The sequence below is a fragment of the Pseudophaeobacter sp. 1A16562 genome, assembly GCF_041008785.1.
GTDB lineage: Bacteria > Pseudomonadota > Alphaproteobacteria > Rhodobacterales > Rhodobacteraceae > Phycobacter > Phycobacter gallaeciensis_A.
Genome location: NZ_JAXGFT010000013.1, coordinates 92,109 through 108,293, shown reverse-complemented (window position 1 = coordinate 108,293; position 16,185 = coordinate 92,109). Strand labels below are relative to the sequence as shown.

17 protein-coding genes are annotated in these 16,185 nt (G+C 60.6%); 11 read left to right on the top strand and 6 right to left on the bottom strand.

Annotated features, from left to right (window positions below; genetic code table 11):
* Positions 1–10 precede the first annotated feature (10 nt).
* On the bottom strand, positions 11–955 hold the full coding sequence (locus SM764_RS17480; protein ID WP_369002347.1) for a PDR/VanB family oxidoreductase: 945 nt from the start codon (positions 953–955) through the stop codon (positions 11–13).
* A 90-nt stretch (positions 956–1,045) separates the two neighbouring features.
* Here SM764_RS17480 and SM764_RS17475 point away from each other — a divergent pair, with 90 nt between their 5' ends.
* From SM764_RS17475 to SM764_RS17460, 4 genes are all read left to right on the top strand, one after another.
* Positions 1,046–1,519, top strand: a complete 474-nt coding sequence (locus tag SM764_RS17475) for a MarR family winged helix-turn-helix transcriptional regulator (RefSeq protein ID WP_369002346.1) — start codon at positions 1,046–1,048, stop codon at positions 1,517–1,519.
* Positions 1,520–1,636: 117 nt separating this feature from the next.
* On the top strand, positions 1,637–2,659 hold the full coding sequence (locus tag SM764_RS17470) for a TRAP transporter substrate-binding protein (protein ID WP_369002345.1): 1,023 nt from the start codon (positions 1,637–1,639) through the stop codon (positions 2,657–2,659).
* A gap of 75 nt (positions 2,660–2,734) precedes the next feature.
* Positions 2,735–3,241, top strand: coding sequence for a TRAP transporter small permease (locus SM764_RS17465; RefSeq protein WP_274867577.1), 507 nt, complete (start codon positions 2,735–2,737; stop codon positions 3,239–3,241).
* The gene (locus SM764_RS17460; RefSeq protein WP_369002344.1) at positions 3,234–4,547 is read left to right on the top strand and encodes a TRAP transporter large permease; all 1,314 of its coding nucleotides are present in this window, start codon (positions 3,234–3,236) and stop codon (positions 4,545–4,547) included. The genes SM764_RS17465 and SM764_RS17460 overlap by 8 nt, the downstream gene beginning before the upstream one ends.
* Positions 4,548–4,678: 131 nt before the next feature.
* Here the strand turns inward: SM764_RS17460 and SM764_RS17455 are convergent, their stop codons facing one another.
* Positions 4,679–5,641 carry a Gfo/Idh/MocA family protein gene (locus SM764_RS17455; RefSeq protein WP_369002343.1) on the bottom strand — a complete coding sequence of 321 codons (963 nt, stop codon included), beginning with the start codon at positions 5,639–5,641 and terminating at the stop codon, positions 4,679–4,681.
* Positions 5,642–6,348: 707 nt separating this feature from the next.
* Between SM764_RS17455 and SM764_RS17450 the strand changes: the two genes are divergently transcribed.
* Positions 6,349–8,574 carry a hybrid sensor histidine kinase/response regulator gene (locus SM764_RS17450; RefSeq protein ID WP_369002342.1) on the top strand — a complete coding sequence of 742 codons (2,226 nt, stop codon included), beginning with the start codon at positions 6,349–6,351 and terminating at the stop codon, positions 8,572–8,574.
* Between the two features lie 106 nt (positions 8,575–8,680).
* On the opposite strand, the gene SM764_RS17445 is transcribed toward SM764_RS17450, so the two are convergent.
* Positions 8,681–10,258 (bottom strand): bifunctional metallophosphatase/5'-nucleotidase, encoded by a 1,578-nt coding sequence (locus SM764_RS17445; RefSeq protein ID WP_368946811.1) that lies wholly within the window; start codon positions 10,256–10,258, stop codon positions 8,681–8,683.
* Positions 10,259–10,432: 174 nt separating this feature from the next.
* On the opposite strand from SM764_RS17445, the gene SM764_RS17440 reads away from it, so the two are divergent.
* From SM764_RS17440 to arsC, 4 genes are read left to right on the top strand one after another with little or no spacing between them, the layout of a single operon-like run.
* Positions 10,433–10,771, top strand: a complete 339-nt coding sequence (locus SM764_RS17440; protein ID WP_369002341.1) for a DUF952 domain-containing protein — start codon at positions 10,433–10,435, stop codon at positions 10,769–10,771.
* The gene (locus SM764_RS17435) at positions 10,768–11,199 is read left to right on the top strand and encodes a DUF1330 domain-containing protein (RefSeq protein ID WP_274833844.1); all 432 of its coding nucleotides are present in this window, start codon (positions 10,768–10,770) and stop codon (positions 11,197–11,199) included. Before SM764_RS17440 ends, SM764_RS17435 begins: the two co-directional genes overlap by 4 nt.
* A complete protein-coding gene (locus tag SM764_RS17430) occupies positions 11,196–12,254 on the top strand; it encodes a quinone-dependent dihydroorotate dehydrogenase (protein ID WP_369002340.1) in 1,059 nt (352 codons plus the stop codon). Before SM764_RS17435 ends, SM764_RS17430 begins: the two co-directional genes overlap by 4 nt.
* The gene (gene arsC / locus SM764_RS17425) at positions 12,251–12,592 is read left to right on the top strand and encodes an arsenate reductase (glutaredoxin) (protein ID WP_369002339.1); all 342 of its coding nucleotides are present in this window, start codon (positions 12,251–12,253) and stop codon (positions 12,590–12,592) included. Before SM764_RS17430 ends, arsC begins: the two co-directional genes overlap by 4 nt.
* Here arsC and SM764_RS17420 read toward each other — a convergent pair.
* The 3 genes from SM764_RS17420 to SM764_RS17410 are packed head-to-tail and all read right to left on the bottom strand — an operon-like array spanning position 12,589 to position 14,862.
* Positions 12,589–13,911 carry an MATE family efflux transporter gene (locus SM764_RS17420; RefSeq protein WP_369002338.1) on the bottom strand — a complete coding sequence of 441 codons (1,323 nt, stop codon included), beginning with the start codon at positions 13,909–13,911 and terminating at the stop codon, positions 12,589–12,591. The two genes, arsC and SM764_RS17420, sit on opposite strands and share 4 nt — an antisense overlap.
* Before the next feature lie 13 nt (positions 13,912–13,924).
* Positions 13,925–14,443 carry a PaaI family thioesterase gene (locus SM764_RS17415; RefSeq protein WP_065273350.1) on the bottom strand — a complete coding sequence of 173 codons (519 nt, stop codon included), beginning with the start codon at positions 14,441–14,443 and terminating at the stop codon, positions 13,925–13,927.
* Positions 14,440–14,862, bottom strand: coding sequence for a PaaI family thioesterase (locus tag SM764_RS17410; protein ID WP_065273823.1), 423 nt, complete (start codon positions 14,860–14,862; stop codon positions 14,440–14,442). Before SM764_RS17410 ends, SM764_RS17415 begins: the two co-directional genes overlap by 4 nt.
* A gap of 173 nt (positions 14,863–15,035) precedes the next feature.
* Between SM764_RS17410 and SM764_RS17405 the strand changes: the two genes are divergently transcribed.
* Both SM764_RS17405 and SM764_RS17400 read left to right on the top strand, forming a co-directional pair.
* Positions 15,036–15,404: a MerR family transcriptional regulator gene (locus SM764_RS17405; RefSeq protein ID WP_065273349.1), complete on the top strand. Its 369-nt coding sequence runs from the start codon at positions 15,036–15,038 to the stop codon at positions 15,402–15,404.
* 371 nt (positions 15,405–15,775) lie between these two features.
* A complete protein-coding gene (locus SM764_RS17400; protein ID WP_065273348.1) occupies positions 15,776–16,177 on the top strand; it encodes a MerR family transcriptional regulator in 402 nt (133 codons plus the stop codon).
* Positions 16,178–16,185: the final 8 nt, after the last annotated feature.

Here is a 16,185-nt window from a genome sequence, read left to right as displayed (position 1 = left end):
GTCCGTTCCCCTATATATCCAGCACCAGCCGCGCGGATTTCGCGCGGCTTACGCATATCTGCATCACATCACCGGCGGCGCGTTCCGCTTCGCTGAGCACAACATCGCGGTGATCCGGCACGCCCTCGATCACATCGCATTGGCAGATGCCGCAATCGCCACGCTGGCAATCGTAAAGGACATCGACGTCATGCTCCTCCAGCACCTCGACGATGGTTTTGTCCGCAGGGATGGTGAAGACCCTGCCATCGTTGATCTGCACCTCAAAGGCGCTGTCACCCTCCTGCGCCTCGGCCGCGGTGAAGAGTTCGAAATGCACATGATCCGCTGGAATACCGGCACCTTCGGCCTTGGCGCGCACCGCATCCAGCAGGCCCCGCGGACCGCAGGCGTAAAGATGTGCATCCCCCAACCCGCTGATGAGCGCATCCAGATCCAGCGCGCTCGAGTCATCATCGCAATGCAGGTGAAACGCCTCGCCCAAGGTGTCCGCCAGCCTCTCGTGATAGGCCATGGCGGCACCCGTACGGCCCGCATAGTGGAACGCGAATCTTTGGCCTGCCGCCTGCAAGGCCGCCGCCATCGAAATCATTGGCGTGACCCCGATACCGCCCGCCAATAGAACAGCCGGGGCGTCCAGCTTCACCGGGAAATCATTCTTGGGCGCTGCAATAGTAACAGGATCTCCCACCGTCAGCGCATGCATCGCCTTGGAGCCACCCTGCCCCTCGTCTTCGCGCTGAACGGTGATGCGGTATTCCTTCGGCGCGGACATCAGGTCAGCATCAAACGCCACCAGTGAATAGGCGCGGGTTCCGCCCGGCACGTCGAACTCGACATGCGCGCCGGCCTCCCATTCGGGCAACACGCGACCATCTGTTGCAGCCACTGTCAGGCTGCTGATACGGTCGGTCAGCGGTGTAACCTCCAGCACGACACCATCAATTTTGCTCACGGGAGTCCTCCTTTTGAAAGAATATGAAATTTCATATAACTCAGGTCAAGACATTTCTGGGCGTCGCCTTGGCGCATGCTGGGTGGACCTATGACAACGCCAGTCAGCCCGGATGGCACACCGGGGTTTGTGAGCAACTACCTGCTTTATCTGCTTGCTGCCGCCAGCGAAGGGGCCAGTGCCCAGTTTCACGCCCAAGTCCGCAGCTCGGGCCTGCGCGTGCCGGAATGGCGGGTGCTGGCCTGCCTGCACGACTGCGAAGGCGCAATGATCACGCAGTTGGCCCGGATCGCGCTGGTTGAGCAATCCCGCCTGACCCGCATCATCGCCCAGATGGAGAAGCGCGGACTACTGATCCGCCAAAGCGATCCCGAAGATGGCAGACGGGTCCGCGTCTTTTTGACGCCGGAGGGGCGCGCGTTGACCAACAGGCTGGTTCCACAGGCACAAGCCCATGAAAAGGCCTTGCTAGAACGCCTGAAAGAGCACGGCGGACACCACCTGAAGCCCATACTGCATGCATTGCTGAACACCCTGGAAGAGGACGCGCCAGAGAAGCTTTAAGCAGAAAATAGTTTTCAAGACGGCAAAAATGGAGTTACATGAAAACGCATATACCTTCCGAATTGGGGCGATAGACCCTGAAAATGGTATGAATCCAACATTCTGGGAGACACTCCAATGACCAAGCTAACCAAGATTCTGGCCAGCGCCGCCGTTGCGATCAGCATGGGAACCAGTGCATTTTCTGCCGAAACGATCACCATTTCCACATGGCTGCCGCCCACCCACCCGGTGAACACTGAAATGTTCGCTCAACTGGGCGAGATGATGTCCGAGGCCACGGACGGCGCCGTGACGACCGAGCTGAAGAGCGGCCTTGCCTCGCCGCCTGCGCAGATGGATCTGGTCCTTGATGGCATCGCGGATGTGGCAATCCTGTTTCACGGTTACACGCCCGGACGGTTCGTCGGCACCAAGCTGGTCGAGATCCCCGGCTACGAGGGCAACGCCGAAGCCTCCTCGGTCGCTCATTGGCGGGTGCACGAAGCCATTCTCAAGGACCTGAACGAGCATCGCGGCGTCAAGGTCATCGCGCTGACGACCCACGGCCCGGGGCAGATCCACTCGAACAAAGAGGTCAACACCCTGGCCGATCTGTCTGGCCTCAAGACACGTTTGGGCGGTGGTGTCTCCGCAGACGTAGGCGCGAAACTGGGCCTTGTCGGCATCCAGGTGCCTGCCCCCAAGGTCTACGAGACGCTTGATTCTGGCGCTGCAGATGCGGTTGCTATGAACCTTGGCGAACGTATCAGCTTCAAACTGAACGAAGTGGCCAAGAACGTGTATGAAATGCCCGGTGGTTTTTATCGTGGCTCCTTCTCGGTCATCATGAGCCAGGAGAAATTCGACAGCCTGCCCGCCGATGTGCAGGAGGCCCTCGACGGCAAGGTCTTCGGCGAACCTGCTTCGCGGATGATGGGCGCGGTCTGGGACAAAAGCGACGCGACCGCACGCAAGCTGACCCTGGACACCGCGGACAATAAGATCGTTGAGGCCAGCGCGGAAGATCAGGCAGCCTTTGCCGTCATGGCCGCAGAGGTCCGCGACAAGATCATCGCAGAGGTGACAGATGCAGGCGTCGACGGGCAAGCCGCCTATGACATGATGGTCAAGGAAATGGCCGCCGCGTCTGGCAAGTAAACGATCCGGAAAACGGGACCGGCGCACAGATGGGCGCCGGTCCTTTCATATCCTACTGCGCTCAAGCGAGGCCCGATGCAATACGCCCTCCGGTTCCTGACCGCCCTTTCAAAACTGCCGATGTTCCTGGCCAACCTGTCCCTTTTTGCGCTGATGTGCCTGACCTTTGCAGATGTGCTGATGCGTTCGGTTTTCAATGCCCCGATCGAAGCGGCAACCGAGCTGATCCGTATCGGCATTGCGCTTATCGTGTTCGCCGCCTTGCCGGTTCTGAGCGCCCAGAACGGCCATATCGCCGTTGATCTGTTGGACGGGCCGTTCCGCAGGATGAGACTTGAACGCTGGCGTGATGCGGCTGTTGCCCTGATCTGTGCTGTGATGCTGTGGTATCCGGCGGGCCGTGTTGTCGATCTGGCGGAACGCTCGCGCAGCTACGGCGACGTGACAGAATATCTGTCGATCCCCACTTTTTATATCGCCTATTTCATCGCAGCGATGATCTACATCACCGCTGTCGCATTGATCGGGCGCGGCCTGCTGCACCTCATTGCGCCGCATATGCTGGAGGCCAAGAATGCTTGAATCCTTCCTTGGCTTTATCGCCGTCTTCGTTCTGGTCCTGCTGCGCATCCCGATTGCCTTTGCCATGGGTTTTGTCGGCATGATCGGGCTGATTTACGAAACCAGCTATCGCGCTGCGATTTCGATGGTCGGGCGCTTGATCATCGACACCGCACAGGACTACGGCCTCAGCGTCATTCCCCTGTTCATCCTGATGGGGCTTTTCGTCAACAAGGGTGGGATCAGTCGCGAGCTCTACCGCGTCTCGAACGCCTTTCTGGGACATTTCCGTGGCGGTCTGGCCATGGCCACAATCGTGGCCTGCGGTGGGTTTGCGGCCATCTGCGGATCCTCGCTGGCAACGGCGGCAACCATGGCCAAGGTGGCCATGCCGGAAATGCGCAAATACGGATATGCAGACGGTCTTTCCAGCGCCTCCATCGCGGCGGGCGGCACCCTGGGCATTCTCATTCCACCCTCGGTGATCTTGGTGATCTACGGCCTGCTCACGGAAACCTCCATCGGCAAGCTCTTTATCGCGGGCATCGTTCCCGGCTTCCTTGGCGTCCTGTTCTACCTTGCGGCCGTGCGCCTGACGGTGATGCGCAACCCGGCGGCCGGTCCTGCCGGGGCGCGTGCCACATGGGGCGAACGCCTGCGGGCGCTCAGCCATGTCTGGGCCGTCCTGCTGTTGTTCTTCCTTGTCATCGGCGGCCTTTACGGAGCGCTCAACTTCTGGCCGCTGAATCTCGCCTTTTCCCCTACCGAGGCCGCAGGCATGGGCGCAATGGGCGCTTTCCTGATCGCCCTGGCCCGGGGCAACCTGAATTGGCGAAGCATTCGCGAAGTCCTGGGGGAGACGGCTCTGACCACGGCCTCGCTCTTTGCGGTTCTCATAGGGGCCTGGGTGTTTTCCAACTTCGTCAATCTGGCCGGTCTGCCCGAAGGGCTACTAGCGCTGGTCACATCGCTTGATCTGGGGCCCTGGGTCGTGATGATCCTGATCATATTGATCTACCTCGGCCTCGGCTGCATCTTCGAAAGCATGTCGATGCTGCTCCTGACCGTGCCGATTTTCTTTCCCCTGATCACATCGCTGGGGTTCGATCCGGTCTGGTTCGGCATCGTTGTCGTCGTTGTGATCGAGATCAGCCTGATCACGCCTCCCGTCGGCTTGAACGTCTTCATCCTCAAAGGGGTGGTTGGTGACGTTTCGACCGCTACCATCTTTCGCGGCGTGACGCCTTTCTGGCTGATGGATATCCTGCGCCTGATCCTGCTGCTCGCCTTCCCTACGCTTGTGCTGTTCTTGCCAAGTCAAATGTAGGAAGCGCGGCGGAACTGGTGCTTGGGGTTTCGTAGGCCGAGGCGCATGTACCACGTGAGGGCGGCTCACCTCGCCGCCACTTCGCAAGGTATCGAGGATGGACCTGCCCCAACGGCAGGTCCAAACGCCTGTCAGCCTTTTCCGCCCAACATCTCCTCAACCAGGCGCTGCACCTCCAGCGCCTCTTGCGGGGTGGCAAGCCGGTGAGGTTTGCCCGCCATGCACAAAAGGAAATCGTCCAGCTGCGCTTGCAGCGCGACGATGCGGCGGTCTGCCGGAGGTTGGGGCACCGGAACGAAGTCGTCCCCTTCCGAGATGGCATGGTCCGAGAAATTCGAAACCCGGTGGCTGGCCTTGCTGCCCTTGATGGTGAACTCCTGACGATCCGGCTGCGCACCGCCGACCGAAGCCAGGATCGACACCGGCAATCCTTCCTCGTTTTCCAGCCGAGCCAACAACGCCGTTTCGCACAGCGCCGGGTCCCCAGGGTAAGAGGGCTTCGCCCAGGAGACGGTGAGCGGGCCAAAGATCCGCTGGGTGAAGAACAGGAAATGCGACAGGACCTCGCGCGTCATGCCGCCTTCGGCGCGGAACCGCAGCCAATCCGCCGCCTGCTGCCAGGCGCGCGGCCAGGCGGCATAGGTCACCACCATATCCACCCCGACGAGATCGCCCATTTCCCCTGCAAGGGCAGCACTGGAGATATCCGTTAGAGCCGCACCGGCGGCCTGAGTGAAATTCACCGCTGCTGGTACGCCGCTGGCCTTGAGCCCCGCCACCAGCGCCTCGCTTTCCGCCAGATCAACGCCAAGCGGTTTTTCCAGAAACACCGCTTTGCCAGCCGCAGCCGCCGCCAGGGCATAGGCTTTGCGCGGTACCGGAGGGCAAGCAAGATAGACCAAATCAGCCGCCGCGATCGCCGCCTCGGGCGAACCTGTCACCTCAGCCTCGGGCGCCAGTGCCTGCGCGGCTGCGCAAGCGTCCGCAGACGGATCCCAAAGGGCTACCGGAGTGTAGTCTTTGTGCAGGATCAGTTGCTCAAGCATCCGCTGCCCCATGATCCCCAGTCCGATTACCGCTGTCTTTACGGCCATGTTGGCTCCTGTTTTTACTTCCAATTGTATTGATCCAGCATAGCCGGTTCAAAGGTCCCGCCCCACAGAGGTGGATCGGCTACTGTTGTTTGTCATGTGTAATTACAGACAGATCGGCGCTTCCGCAGTAGGCGCTTTGTGACAATTATCCCTAACACATGCAAAGAGAGCGATGCGACCTGTTTCCGGACCCCCATGCCACAGACGCCGCGATCAAAAGTGGCAGCCGCTCAGGTCTCAAAATGAAAACAATCTACGTATGACTGGAGCTTAGCGGCACCTCAATCACAAACCTCCGTTTACCTGACGGCACCTGCAAGCCGGAGTTGTGACCGCAGAAACGATCACAAAGCCTCGCTTTTCCCCTGTTGCCACGGCCAAGATTGCCCTTGGAATTAACCTGTATTGGCCCAAAACCGGCCATCGCCCACTTGCTGAGGGGCGACAGCGAATCCTGCTCTGCTGAGAAAGCTCAAAGATATGGGCGATCGACAGCCCAGCCCAAGCCCGGCAACACACCATTTACCACACAGGCTTTCCGCCTTGTTTTCAATATCTTCGCGATATACCGTCACTCTGTCCTCACGAAACAATGATCGACACCCTTTGTGCGAAACCGGACGCCATACGTATCAATATCGAAGATATCTTTTCATGCTCTCGCCTCTACGCTGCACAACTTGCCCCCAGGGTGTTCCGGTTAGGCCATGACCTGCCTGACACACCTGCATGTTACGCTGGCCGCTGCGACCGCTGCCATGCTCTGGGCGATCTGCGCCATGATCTTGTTCTGGGTCGCACGCAACACCCGCTTTGCGGGTAAGCCCGCCTTTCTGCTGACATTGAGTGCGATGCTGTGGTGGCTGTTTACCGTTGCCGCCGATCTCGCTTCGCCCGGAGAAGCCTGCAAGGTTGCCTGGTCCCTTGCTGCCTGGCCCGGCATCACCTTGCTGCCGATCGCCTGGTCCTTCTTTGTCTTCGACTACACGATGAATTCCAGCCGCAAGCGGCAACCGATCCGGTTGTTGCTCTATGTCGCTCTGCCAATCCTTGTCGCCCTCATCGCTGCCACCAACAGTCAGACGCAGCTGTTGTATGGTCCTGACACCCGGCTCGTGACCGAGGGCAAAAATACGTTCGTCATTTTTGACCATGGCCCCCTGTTCTATGCGGTTGCGGCTGGGCTTTATATTTTTGTGAGCACCGCCCTTGGGCTGCTGACCTATGCGCTGATCCGGGCCAGGAAAATTATTCGGCCATTCCTCGCGGTGCTGATTTTCATCACCGCAGCGCCGCTCACGGCCAATTTGGCCTATATCTTCAATGGCTTTACTGTTTTCGGATATGATCCCACCCCCTTCATGTTTGCCGTGACCCTCATCGCGCTGAGCTGGCTGCTGCTGAACAACACGATGATGGATACCGTCGCACAGGGCCGGAGCCTGTTGTTCTATGCCACCCATGATCCGGTGATCATTCTGGACGCAGACGGTCGCTTTGCAGGGGCCAATCCCGCCGCCAAAATGCTGTTTGGTGAAACCCTTCCACGCCATGGCGACACGCTGGATCATCTGGACAAGATCGGTACGACACTGCAGTCATTTCTGAACAGTGGCGTTCTGGCCAACGCGGAACCGATCCGGCTCAACCAGCGTATCTTTGATCTGCGCGCGCTGCCGATCGAAAGCCCGATGCAAAGCAAGAGCCCGCTCCTGGGTTGGTCCGTTTCCCTTGTCGACATCACCGAAAGAGAACGCTCTGCCGAGGCCCTGCGCGAGGCGCTGGCGACAGCAGAAGCCGCCAACCGCGCGAAATCGCATTTTCTGGCGAATGTCAGCCACGAAATCCGTACGCCGTTGAATGGCATTCTGGGGATGGCCTCGGTGCTGAGCGAAACCGAGCTGGACGGGGAACAGCATGACTATCTTCGCATTATCGAGGATTCCGGTCAGGTGCTGCTCACGACGATCGGCGATGTACTCGATCTGTCAAAGATCGAAGCGGGACGGATGGCTCTGGAAACCCGGCCTTTCGCACTCCGCGATGCAATCGAAGGTGCGCGATCACTGTTTTCAGCTAGAGCCGAAGAAAAACACCTGCAGCTCAGCGCCAGCATTCACGAGGATCTGCCTCAGATGATCGTCGGCGACGGACACCGGTTCCGCCAGGTCCTCCACAATCTGGTCTCCAATGCCATCAAGTTCACCCAGTCAGGCAGCGTCACCATCACAGCGGAACCCACGGCTGAGGGCAGAGAGCTGTTGGTCCGGGTCAGTGATACCGGTGCCGGCGTTCCCATCGGGGCCCGGCAGGCGATCTTTCTTCCTTTTCAGCAGGCGGATGCGGGCGACACACGCAAGTTCGGCGGAACCGGACTGGGGCTGTCGATCTCTCGTCAATTGTGCCACCTGATGGGCGGCAGCCTGGAACTGGCCGATAAAGCCGGGAAAGGAGAAACCTTTGAAATCAGACTACCGCTGGTCCCAGGCCCTGACGTAGACACGGGACCGCTTCAGTCCACCACGGATGTCGCCACAGTGTCAGACGCTCCGGCGATGGAGGTTCTGGTAGTCGATGACAACAAGACCAACCGGCTGATCCTCGAAAAGTTCCTCTGCCATACCTCCTGCGAGGTTCACAGTGCCTGTAGCGGCACAGAAGCGCTCGACATGGTGCGCGCTTCTGCCTTTGATGTGGTTCTGATGGATATTCAGATGCCCGGTATAGACGGCGTAGAGGCGACGAAGAAGATCCGCGCCATGGAACAGGCCACCCGTCGGCTGCCCTGCTTTATCGTCGCCGTCACCGCCAACGCCATGCCTGAGCAACTGGAACAATATTTGGCGGCAGGCATGGACGAGGTTCTGGCGAAGCCGGTGTCAAAACCTCAGTTGCTGTCGCTCTTGCAACAGGTCCCCCGGAAAGCCGCATAGGGGCAGTTCAGTGTTCCAGAACCGGCCCCATAGAGGCGGGGCACGTCAAATGTATGATTTGCGCGCAGCCTTTGACCGCGCGCAAATCCACTACCCGCAAGCCCGATTACTTCTGCGCGATGCGCCCATCGGTATAGGGCGAATATGCCCCTTGCTCTGCCAGATATTCCGCCAGCACATCCGCAAGATCGGGACCAAAGTCATAGGCGTTCTTGTCATCGCCTGAGAAGACCTTGTAGCCATCGCCCCCATTGCGCACGTAGTTGTTGGTTACAACCAGATAGGTCTTGGCTGGATCCAGGGGGGTAAACCCGTCGCCCATATCGACCATCACCTCCTGCACGCGCCCTTCGTTCGGGGCAACCGTAGGATCCCAGGTGAAGGTCAGCCCGGCTACCTGCGGAAAGCGGCCTTTGACCTCTTCCACCTGGCTGACACCGTTTTCAAGCGCAGCAACCAGATCCTGCCCCGAGATTTCAAACGTGGACAGCGTATTCTGGAACGGCAGGATGGTCAGAACCTCGCCCATCGTCACCTCGCCCGGCTCCAGGCTGGCGCGGATGCCGCCCGAGTTGGCAATGGCGATCTGCACGCCTTGATCCTTGACCCGGTCCAGCATCGCATCCGCAACAAGATTACCCATCTGGCATTCCTGAATGCGGCAGTTCTGGCGGTCTCCGTCCACCGCAGCCGCAGCCTCGGCCACCACCTTGTTGCGGATCTCATCAAGCGGCTGCGCCAGCTCGGCGATACGGGCGACGGTGGCTTCATCCTCAGCCACGGTGCCATCCATGATCAGCGGCTCACCTTTCGCCTCGACCAGGTTCCCAGCCTCATCAAAGGTCACGTTCAGTTCGCCCAGAAATTTGCCATAGGCATAGGCTTGCACGATGGCCACACCGTTCACCATCGTCGGATAAGGCCCAACCGCCCGATCCGAAACATTGGAGAGATAAGTGTTACTGTGCCCTCCTACGATCACATCGACGCCCTTGGTTTCGGCCGCAACGCGCTGATCTACGCCATAGCCAGAATGGCTCAGCACGATGATCTTGTTGACGCCTTCCGCTGTCAGACGGTCGACCTCGGCCTGCACGGCAACCACCGGATCGGAAAAGGTGATATTCTTGCCGGGGCTGGCCAGCTCATGTGTGTCTTCGGGCGTAAGACCGATCAGACCGATCTTTTCGCCGCCGCGCTCGATCACAGTGGATTTCTTCAGCACATCGGCCAGCGCAGGTTCCGCGCTGACATCTGCGTTGGACATCAGCACCGGAAACCCAACGGAATCCATGAACCCGCGCAGCACCTCGGGGCCATCGTCGAACTCGTGGTTGCCGACGGTCATCCCGTCATAGCCCATCTTGTTCATCATCTCGGCCGCGGCTTTACCCTTGTAATAGGTATAGAACAGCGAGCCCTGGAATTGGTCACCACCATCCACCAGGATCGAATTGTTGCTGCGTGTTCGGGCATCGGAAATCGCGCTCACCAGACGGGCGGAACCGCCAAAGCATTTGCCCTCGGCGTTGTCACCCTCGCGGCAGCCGCTGTCGTATTTGCTGATCGGTTCAAACCGGGAGTGGAAATCATTGGTGTGCAGAATGGTCAGCTTGTAATCGGCGGCCGCAACGCCCGCCGTCAGCCCCAGTGCCGCAACCGACATCAGGAAACGTGTCATCATCATCAGGACTCCCTTGTTTTATGATTGGAGGAATGGTGCGACCAAACAACGCGCCAGTCAAAGGGGAAAAACAACCAGACCGGGTTTCCTAGGGTCAGCCTGCGCAGGCAGTGGGCATCAGTACCGCCGGATTACAGGCTTGATTCCATACGCGGCGCGGGGCATCACGATTTCATGCTGATCTACAAAATTTTCCGGGCGGACGAATGGGCCGCATTTGAGGCTGCGGGCACCACCCGTGGCGCGCCGATCGACCTTTCCGATGGCTATATCCACTTCTCTACCGCCGCGCAGGCCGCCGAAACCGCGGCCAAGCATTTCGCGGGCGCGGAGGGGCTGTTTCTCCTCGCGCTGGAGGCTGACACCCTGGGCGATGCGCTGAAATGGGAAATCTCGCGCGGCGGCGCGGAGTTCCCCCATCTTTATCGCGAAATGAAGCTGGACGAGGTGCTTTGGGCCAAACCGCTGCCACTGAAGGATGGGCGCCACCAATTCCCGCAGGAGATGACATGAGCCATTATATCGACCCGGATCGCGCCCAGTTCGAAGCCTTCAAGGGGCTCGACCGCGACCAGCCCATCGAGATGCTGAACCTTGTGAAGTTCCGCGATACCGCCGCCTACCCCGAGGATCACGCGCTGGCTGGCACCGGGCTGACGGGAGCCGAGGCTTACAAGAATTACGGCCGCGAAACCGCGCCGATCATCGCCCGCCTCGGCGCCGGTATCGTCTGGCGCGGCAACTGGCAGGCGACCCTCATCGGTCCGGGGGATGAGGTTTGGGACGAGATGTTCATCGCCCGCTACCCCACTGCCCACGCGTTTCTGGAGATGGTCACGGACCCCGATTACCGCAAGGCGGTAGTGCACCGTCAGGCCGCGGTTGAGACCTCGCGCCTGATCCGCACCAACCCTGCGAAAGGCGGAGCGAGTTTCGGATGAAGCTGACAGAGAAGCTGGCCCTTGCCGCCCTGCACCGCGTTGATCCCGAAACCGCACACGGGCTGTCGATCAAGGCGCTGACATCGGGGCTCACACCGACGCCCGGCCCGGTGACTTCGCCGCGTCTGAAGACAACGCTTGCCGGGATTGAGCTACCGAACCCGGTGGGTCTGGCAGCAGGGTTTGACAAGAACGCCGAGGCGCTGTTGCCGCTGTCACGCGCCGGTTTCGGGTTCATCGAGGTGGGCGCCGCAACGCCCCGCCCGCAGCCCGGCAACCCCAAACCGCGCCTGTTCCGCCTGACCGAGGATGGCGCTGCCATCAACCGCTTTGGCTTCAACAACGAAGGCATGGAGGTGATCGGCAAGCGCCTTTCGCAGCGTCCCCGCGATGCCGTCATCGGTCTGAACCTTGGCGCCAACAAGGACAGCGAAGACCGCGCTGCCGATTTCGCCCAGGTCCTGGCCCATTGCGGTGCGAATCTGGATTTCGCCACCGTCAACGTGTCCTCCCCCAACACCGAAAAACTGCGCGACCTGCAGGGCAAGGCAGCGCTGTCGGCGCTGCTGGCCGGGGTGATCGAGACCCGCGATGGTCTGCCGCGCCGGGTTCCCGTGTTCCTGAAAATCGCCCCCGATCTGGACCGCGCCGGGATCGAGGACATTGCCGCCGTGGCGCTGGAAAGCGGCATCGATGCGGTGATCGCCACCAACACTACCCTGTCGCGCGAGGGCCTCAAAAGCGCCCATCGGGACGAGGCAGGCGGGCTATCCGGGGCGCCGCTGTTTGACCGCTCTACCCGGGTTCTGGCGCAGCTTTCAGAGCTGTTGCAAGACCGGGTGCCGCTGATCGGGGTTGGCGGGATCAGCAACGCAGAACAAGCCTATGCAAAGATCTGCGCAGGCGCCTCGGCGGTGCAGTTCTACACGGCGATGGTCTTTGGCGGTCTGTCGCTGGCGAGCGATATCGCACGCGGGCTGGATGCGCTGCTGGCACGTGACGGCTTTGACAACGTCGCGCAAGCTGTTGGAACCAAAAGAAAGGACTGGCTGTGATCACCTATTGGCATAATCCCCGCTGCTCCAAATCCCGCGCTGGTCTGGCCCTGCTGGAGGAGCGCGGCGCCGAAGTAGACGTGCGGCAATATCTGAAAGACGCGCCCAGCATGGAAGAGATCGAAACGGTAAGGACCGCGCTGGACCTGCCTGCAATCGGCATGATGCGCACGGGCGAGAAAACTTTCAAGGAGCTGGGCCTCAGCAAGGACAGCGCCGAGGCGGATCTGCTCGCCGCAATGGCGGAACATCCGATCCTGATCGAACGCCCTATCGCCATCAAGGGTGACCGGGCCGTCATTGGCCGCCCGACCGAGGCTATCGAGGCGCTGCTTTAGGCGGCGACGCTGGCCTCCAACCGTGGATATCGAAGGGCAAGCGTGGCGGCCCGCGCCACGTTCAGCACCATCAGTGCGCCCCAGAGGCCATGATTGCCAAACAGCGGCACCAGAACCATCAGCGACACCACATAAAGCGTCACCGACTGGATCATCGCAACGCGCATATCCCGCGTCCATGTGGCGCCGATAAAGACACCATCGAGCATGTAACTGGCCACGCTCAGCACCGGCGCCAGCGCTGCCCAGAAGAGGAACAGCCGCGCCGTGCTGCGCACCTCAGGCGAGGTTGTCATCACATCGATGATCGCACCGCCGCCAAACGCAAAGGCCAGCGACAGCGCCACCGCCCCGCCAAGCGCCCAGAACGAGGCCAGCAAGGCCGCCCGGCGCATCCGGTCGCGGCTATTTGCGCCCACGGCGCCGCCCACCAGGGCCTCGGCAGAGAAGGCAAAGCCATCAAGCGCAAAGGCGGTGATCTCCAGAAACTGCAACAGCACCTGATTGGCCGCCAGTTGCACATCGCCAAGATCCGCACCGATGAACAGGAAGGTGGTGAAGGAGCCGGTCAGCAGAACCGAACGCACCATGATGTCGCCGTTGACCTGCAGCATGCGGCGCAGCCTTGCGGGGTCGAATACCCGCCCCCAGTCGCGCCACTGATTGCCACCAAAGGCATCGCGGCACAGCCACAGCCCCAACGCCAGACCGCTCCATTCGGCGATCAGGGTTGCCGCCGCGACGCCTTCGACGCCCCAGTCGAGGCCCAGAACAAACCACAGATCCAGCAGGATATTGAGCCCGTTCATCCAGATCTGCAGGATGAAGACGCCGCGCGTCCGCTCCATCGCGATCAGCCAGCCGGTCACGGCATAGAGCGCAATTGTGGCAGGTGCCCCCCAGATCCGAATGGTCAGATACTCGCGCGCCAGCGTCTCCACCTCGGCGCTGGCCGGGGCCAGCGCAAAGGCGCCCCAGAACAACAGCGTCTGGAACACAATAAAGACGCCCCCGGCCAATGCGGCCAGGATCAGCCCGCGCATCAAAAGGGCGCCGGTTTCGGCCATATCCCCGGCGCCACGCGCCTGCGCCGCAAGCCCGGTGGTGCCCATACGCAGGAACCCGAAGATCCAATAGACCGTGGCCAGGATGACGGCACCAATACCCACGGCGCCAATCGGGGCCGCCTGCCCCATCTGCCCCACCACGCCGGTGTCGACCGCGCCAAGGATCGGCACCGTCACGTTGGACAGCACGATCGGCACCGCGATCTTCAGAACCCGGCTGTGGGTGATTGGCGCCTCGGACGCGGCAGTCATCGCGACACCCGGTTCAATCCTTTTTCACGGGATCCTGTGGGATCAGGAAATGGCCGGTGGCCTGCGCGAACAGCCGGTCCTTGTGATCCTGCCAGGCCTCGACATGGACCGAGGCATAGCGGCGCCCAGCCCGGTTCACCGTGGCCCGCGCATAGGCATCACGCGGCAGGCCAGATCGCAGGTAATCAACTGTGAAATCGATCGTCTTGGGCTGGCGCGGCAGTTTGCCTGCTGTCAGCTCATTCGGGTCCAGCTCGCCGGATTCGATTTTCGGCCACAAATGCGCCCAGTTCAGTGTGACCACTGAGGTGACCTCAAGGAAAGCCGCCGTGACCCCGCCATGGATAGCGGGCAGGAACGGATTGCCGATCAGCTTCTCATCGAAGTTGAGGATCGCCGTCAGCTCATCCCCGCGCCGGTCAAAGGTGATCCCCAGAAAACGGATATAAGGCACGGCCTCGACAAGGGCGGCAAGGGCGGCATCGCGGCGCTGCTTGACCACCTGAACGGGTTCGGGTCGGGAACGGTTCAAAACCCTTTCTCCACTGTGAAGGCACCCGAAGCCGTAGCCACGGGGCGGTCGCTGTCGTCATCCATCGCAACCGCGCGGACAAAGGCAACGTTGCGGGTGATGTGATGGCAGGTGGCGCGGGTGACAATGGTCTGCCCCGGGGTCGCTGCCCGCATGTAATCGATACGCAGATCAATGGTTGCGGTGCCGCCGGGCGCCGAGGGATGGCTCATCACTGCCGCACCGCAGCAGGTGTCCATCACGGCCGAAACCGCGCCGCCATGAATAACGCCCGTTTCTGGATCACCGATCAGTTTTTCATCATAAGCCATGGTGATCTCGGCCATGCCATCGCCGATTTCGGTCAGCACCATGCCCAATTCACGGGCGTGGGGGATGGCTTCGATGAACTGGCGCGCCAGCTGGGTCTTGTCCGCCATAGGGGCGTTCCCTTTGATCTGTTTGGTCTTTGTATGCGCAACCTTGGCCCTGCCCGCCCCAAAGCGCAACCCCGTGATCACAGCGCTCCGTGACGTCGGGTGAAGTTGCCTGCTGCGGGTGCTTGCACTGTTTGCCGCAGTTGCATAGGTTCGCGGCCAAGGGGAGAAAGTGGATGACCGAAGCCAGATTGTCATTCAAGGAAATGTGCGCTGCGTTCGACGTGACACCGCGTACATTGCGCTATTACGAGTACATCGAGCTGCTGCAGCCCGATCGCGAAGGGCGGTCGCGGTTCTACGGCCCGCGTGAAAAGGCGCGGATGAAGCTGATCCTGCGCGGACGCCGGTTCGGCTTTCAGCTCGAAGAGATCAGGCAATGGCTGCTGATCCGCGAAAACGAAGGCGATCAGGCGCAAATGCAGGCCTTTGTGGAGATGGCGGACCGGCAGATGATCGAGCTGCAAAAGCAGCGCGAGCAGCTGGATGAGGCCATGGAAGAGCTGAGCGCCCTGCGCGTCACCACCCTGGCTCTGGCGAAATAACACGAAAACTCCCGTTTCGGCGGCTCTCGGAATACCGGATTTCACGCGGCAGCTATGCCTGTGTGGCCGTGCTGTGAAGTGCCCTTGAACCGCCCGCGCGGCATATCTGACGTGCTGGGTAGGATTCGCCGCACCGCCGCATCGAATCCCGAAAGATCCGACCTGAATTCCGTCTTTTCCCCTGCCCCGGCTCCCCCTTTCGCCGGATTTTCCGGGCGTTCCGGAGTCCGACGCAGCGTCATAAATGGCTCTCTCCACGTCACCCACGCATGTGACGCAGCGTACAGCTTACGTAAACGTCAAGAAGATGTTGTAAAACACGCCTCAGCTGTTCAATTTTAGGCTGCACCCAGCAGTCAAGAGTGACGACGATGACCGAAGAGACAAAATCCATCCGTCAGATGTGCGATGAGTTCGACGTGACTCCGCGCACCCTGCGGTTTTACGAAGCCAAGGAACTGTTGTTCCCGATCCGCGACGGCCAGAAACGCCTGTTCACCAAACGGGACGGCGCACGCCTGAAACTGATCCTGCGCGGAAAACGGTTTGGCTTCAGCCTTGAGGAAATCCGCCAGCTTCTGGACCTTTATCACATTGGGGACCAGCAGCTGACCCAGCTGTCGCGGACCTATGATGTCGCCTGCGAACGGCTCGCCGATATGGAACGTCAGCGGGACGAGCTGAACGAAGCGATCGAAGATCTGCAACAGCAGCTGAAATGGGGCGAAAGTGTCATCGCCTCGATGAAATCCGAACAGGAGGCTGCCGAATAACCGGTTGC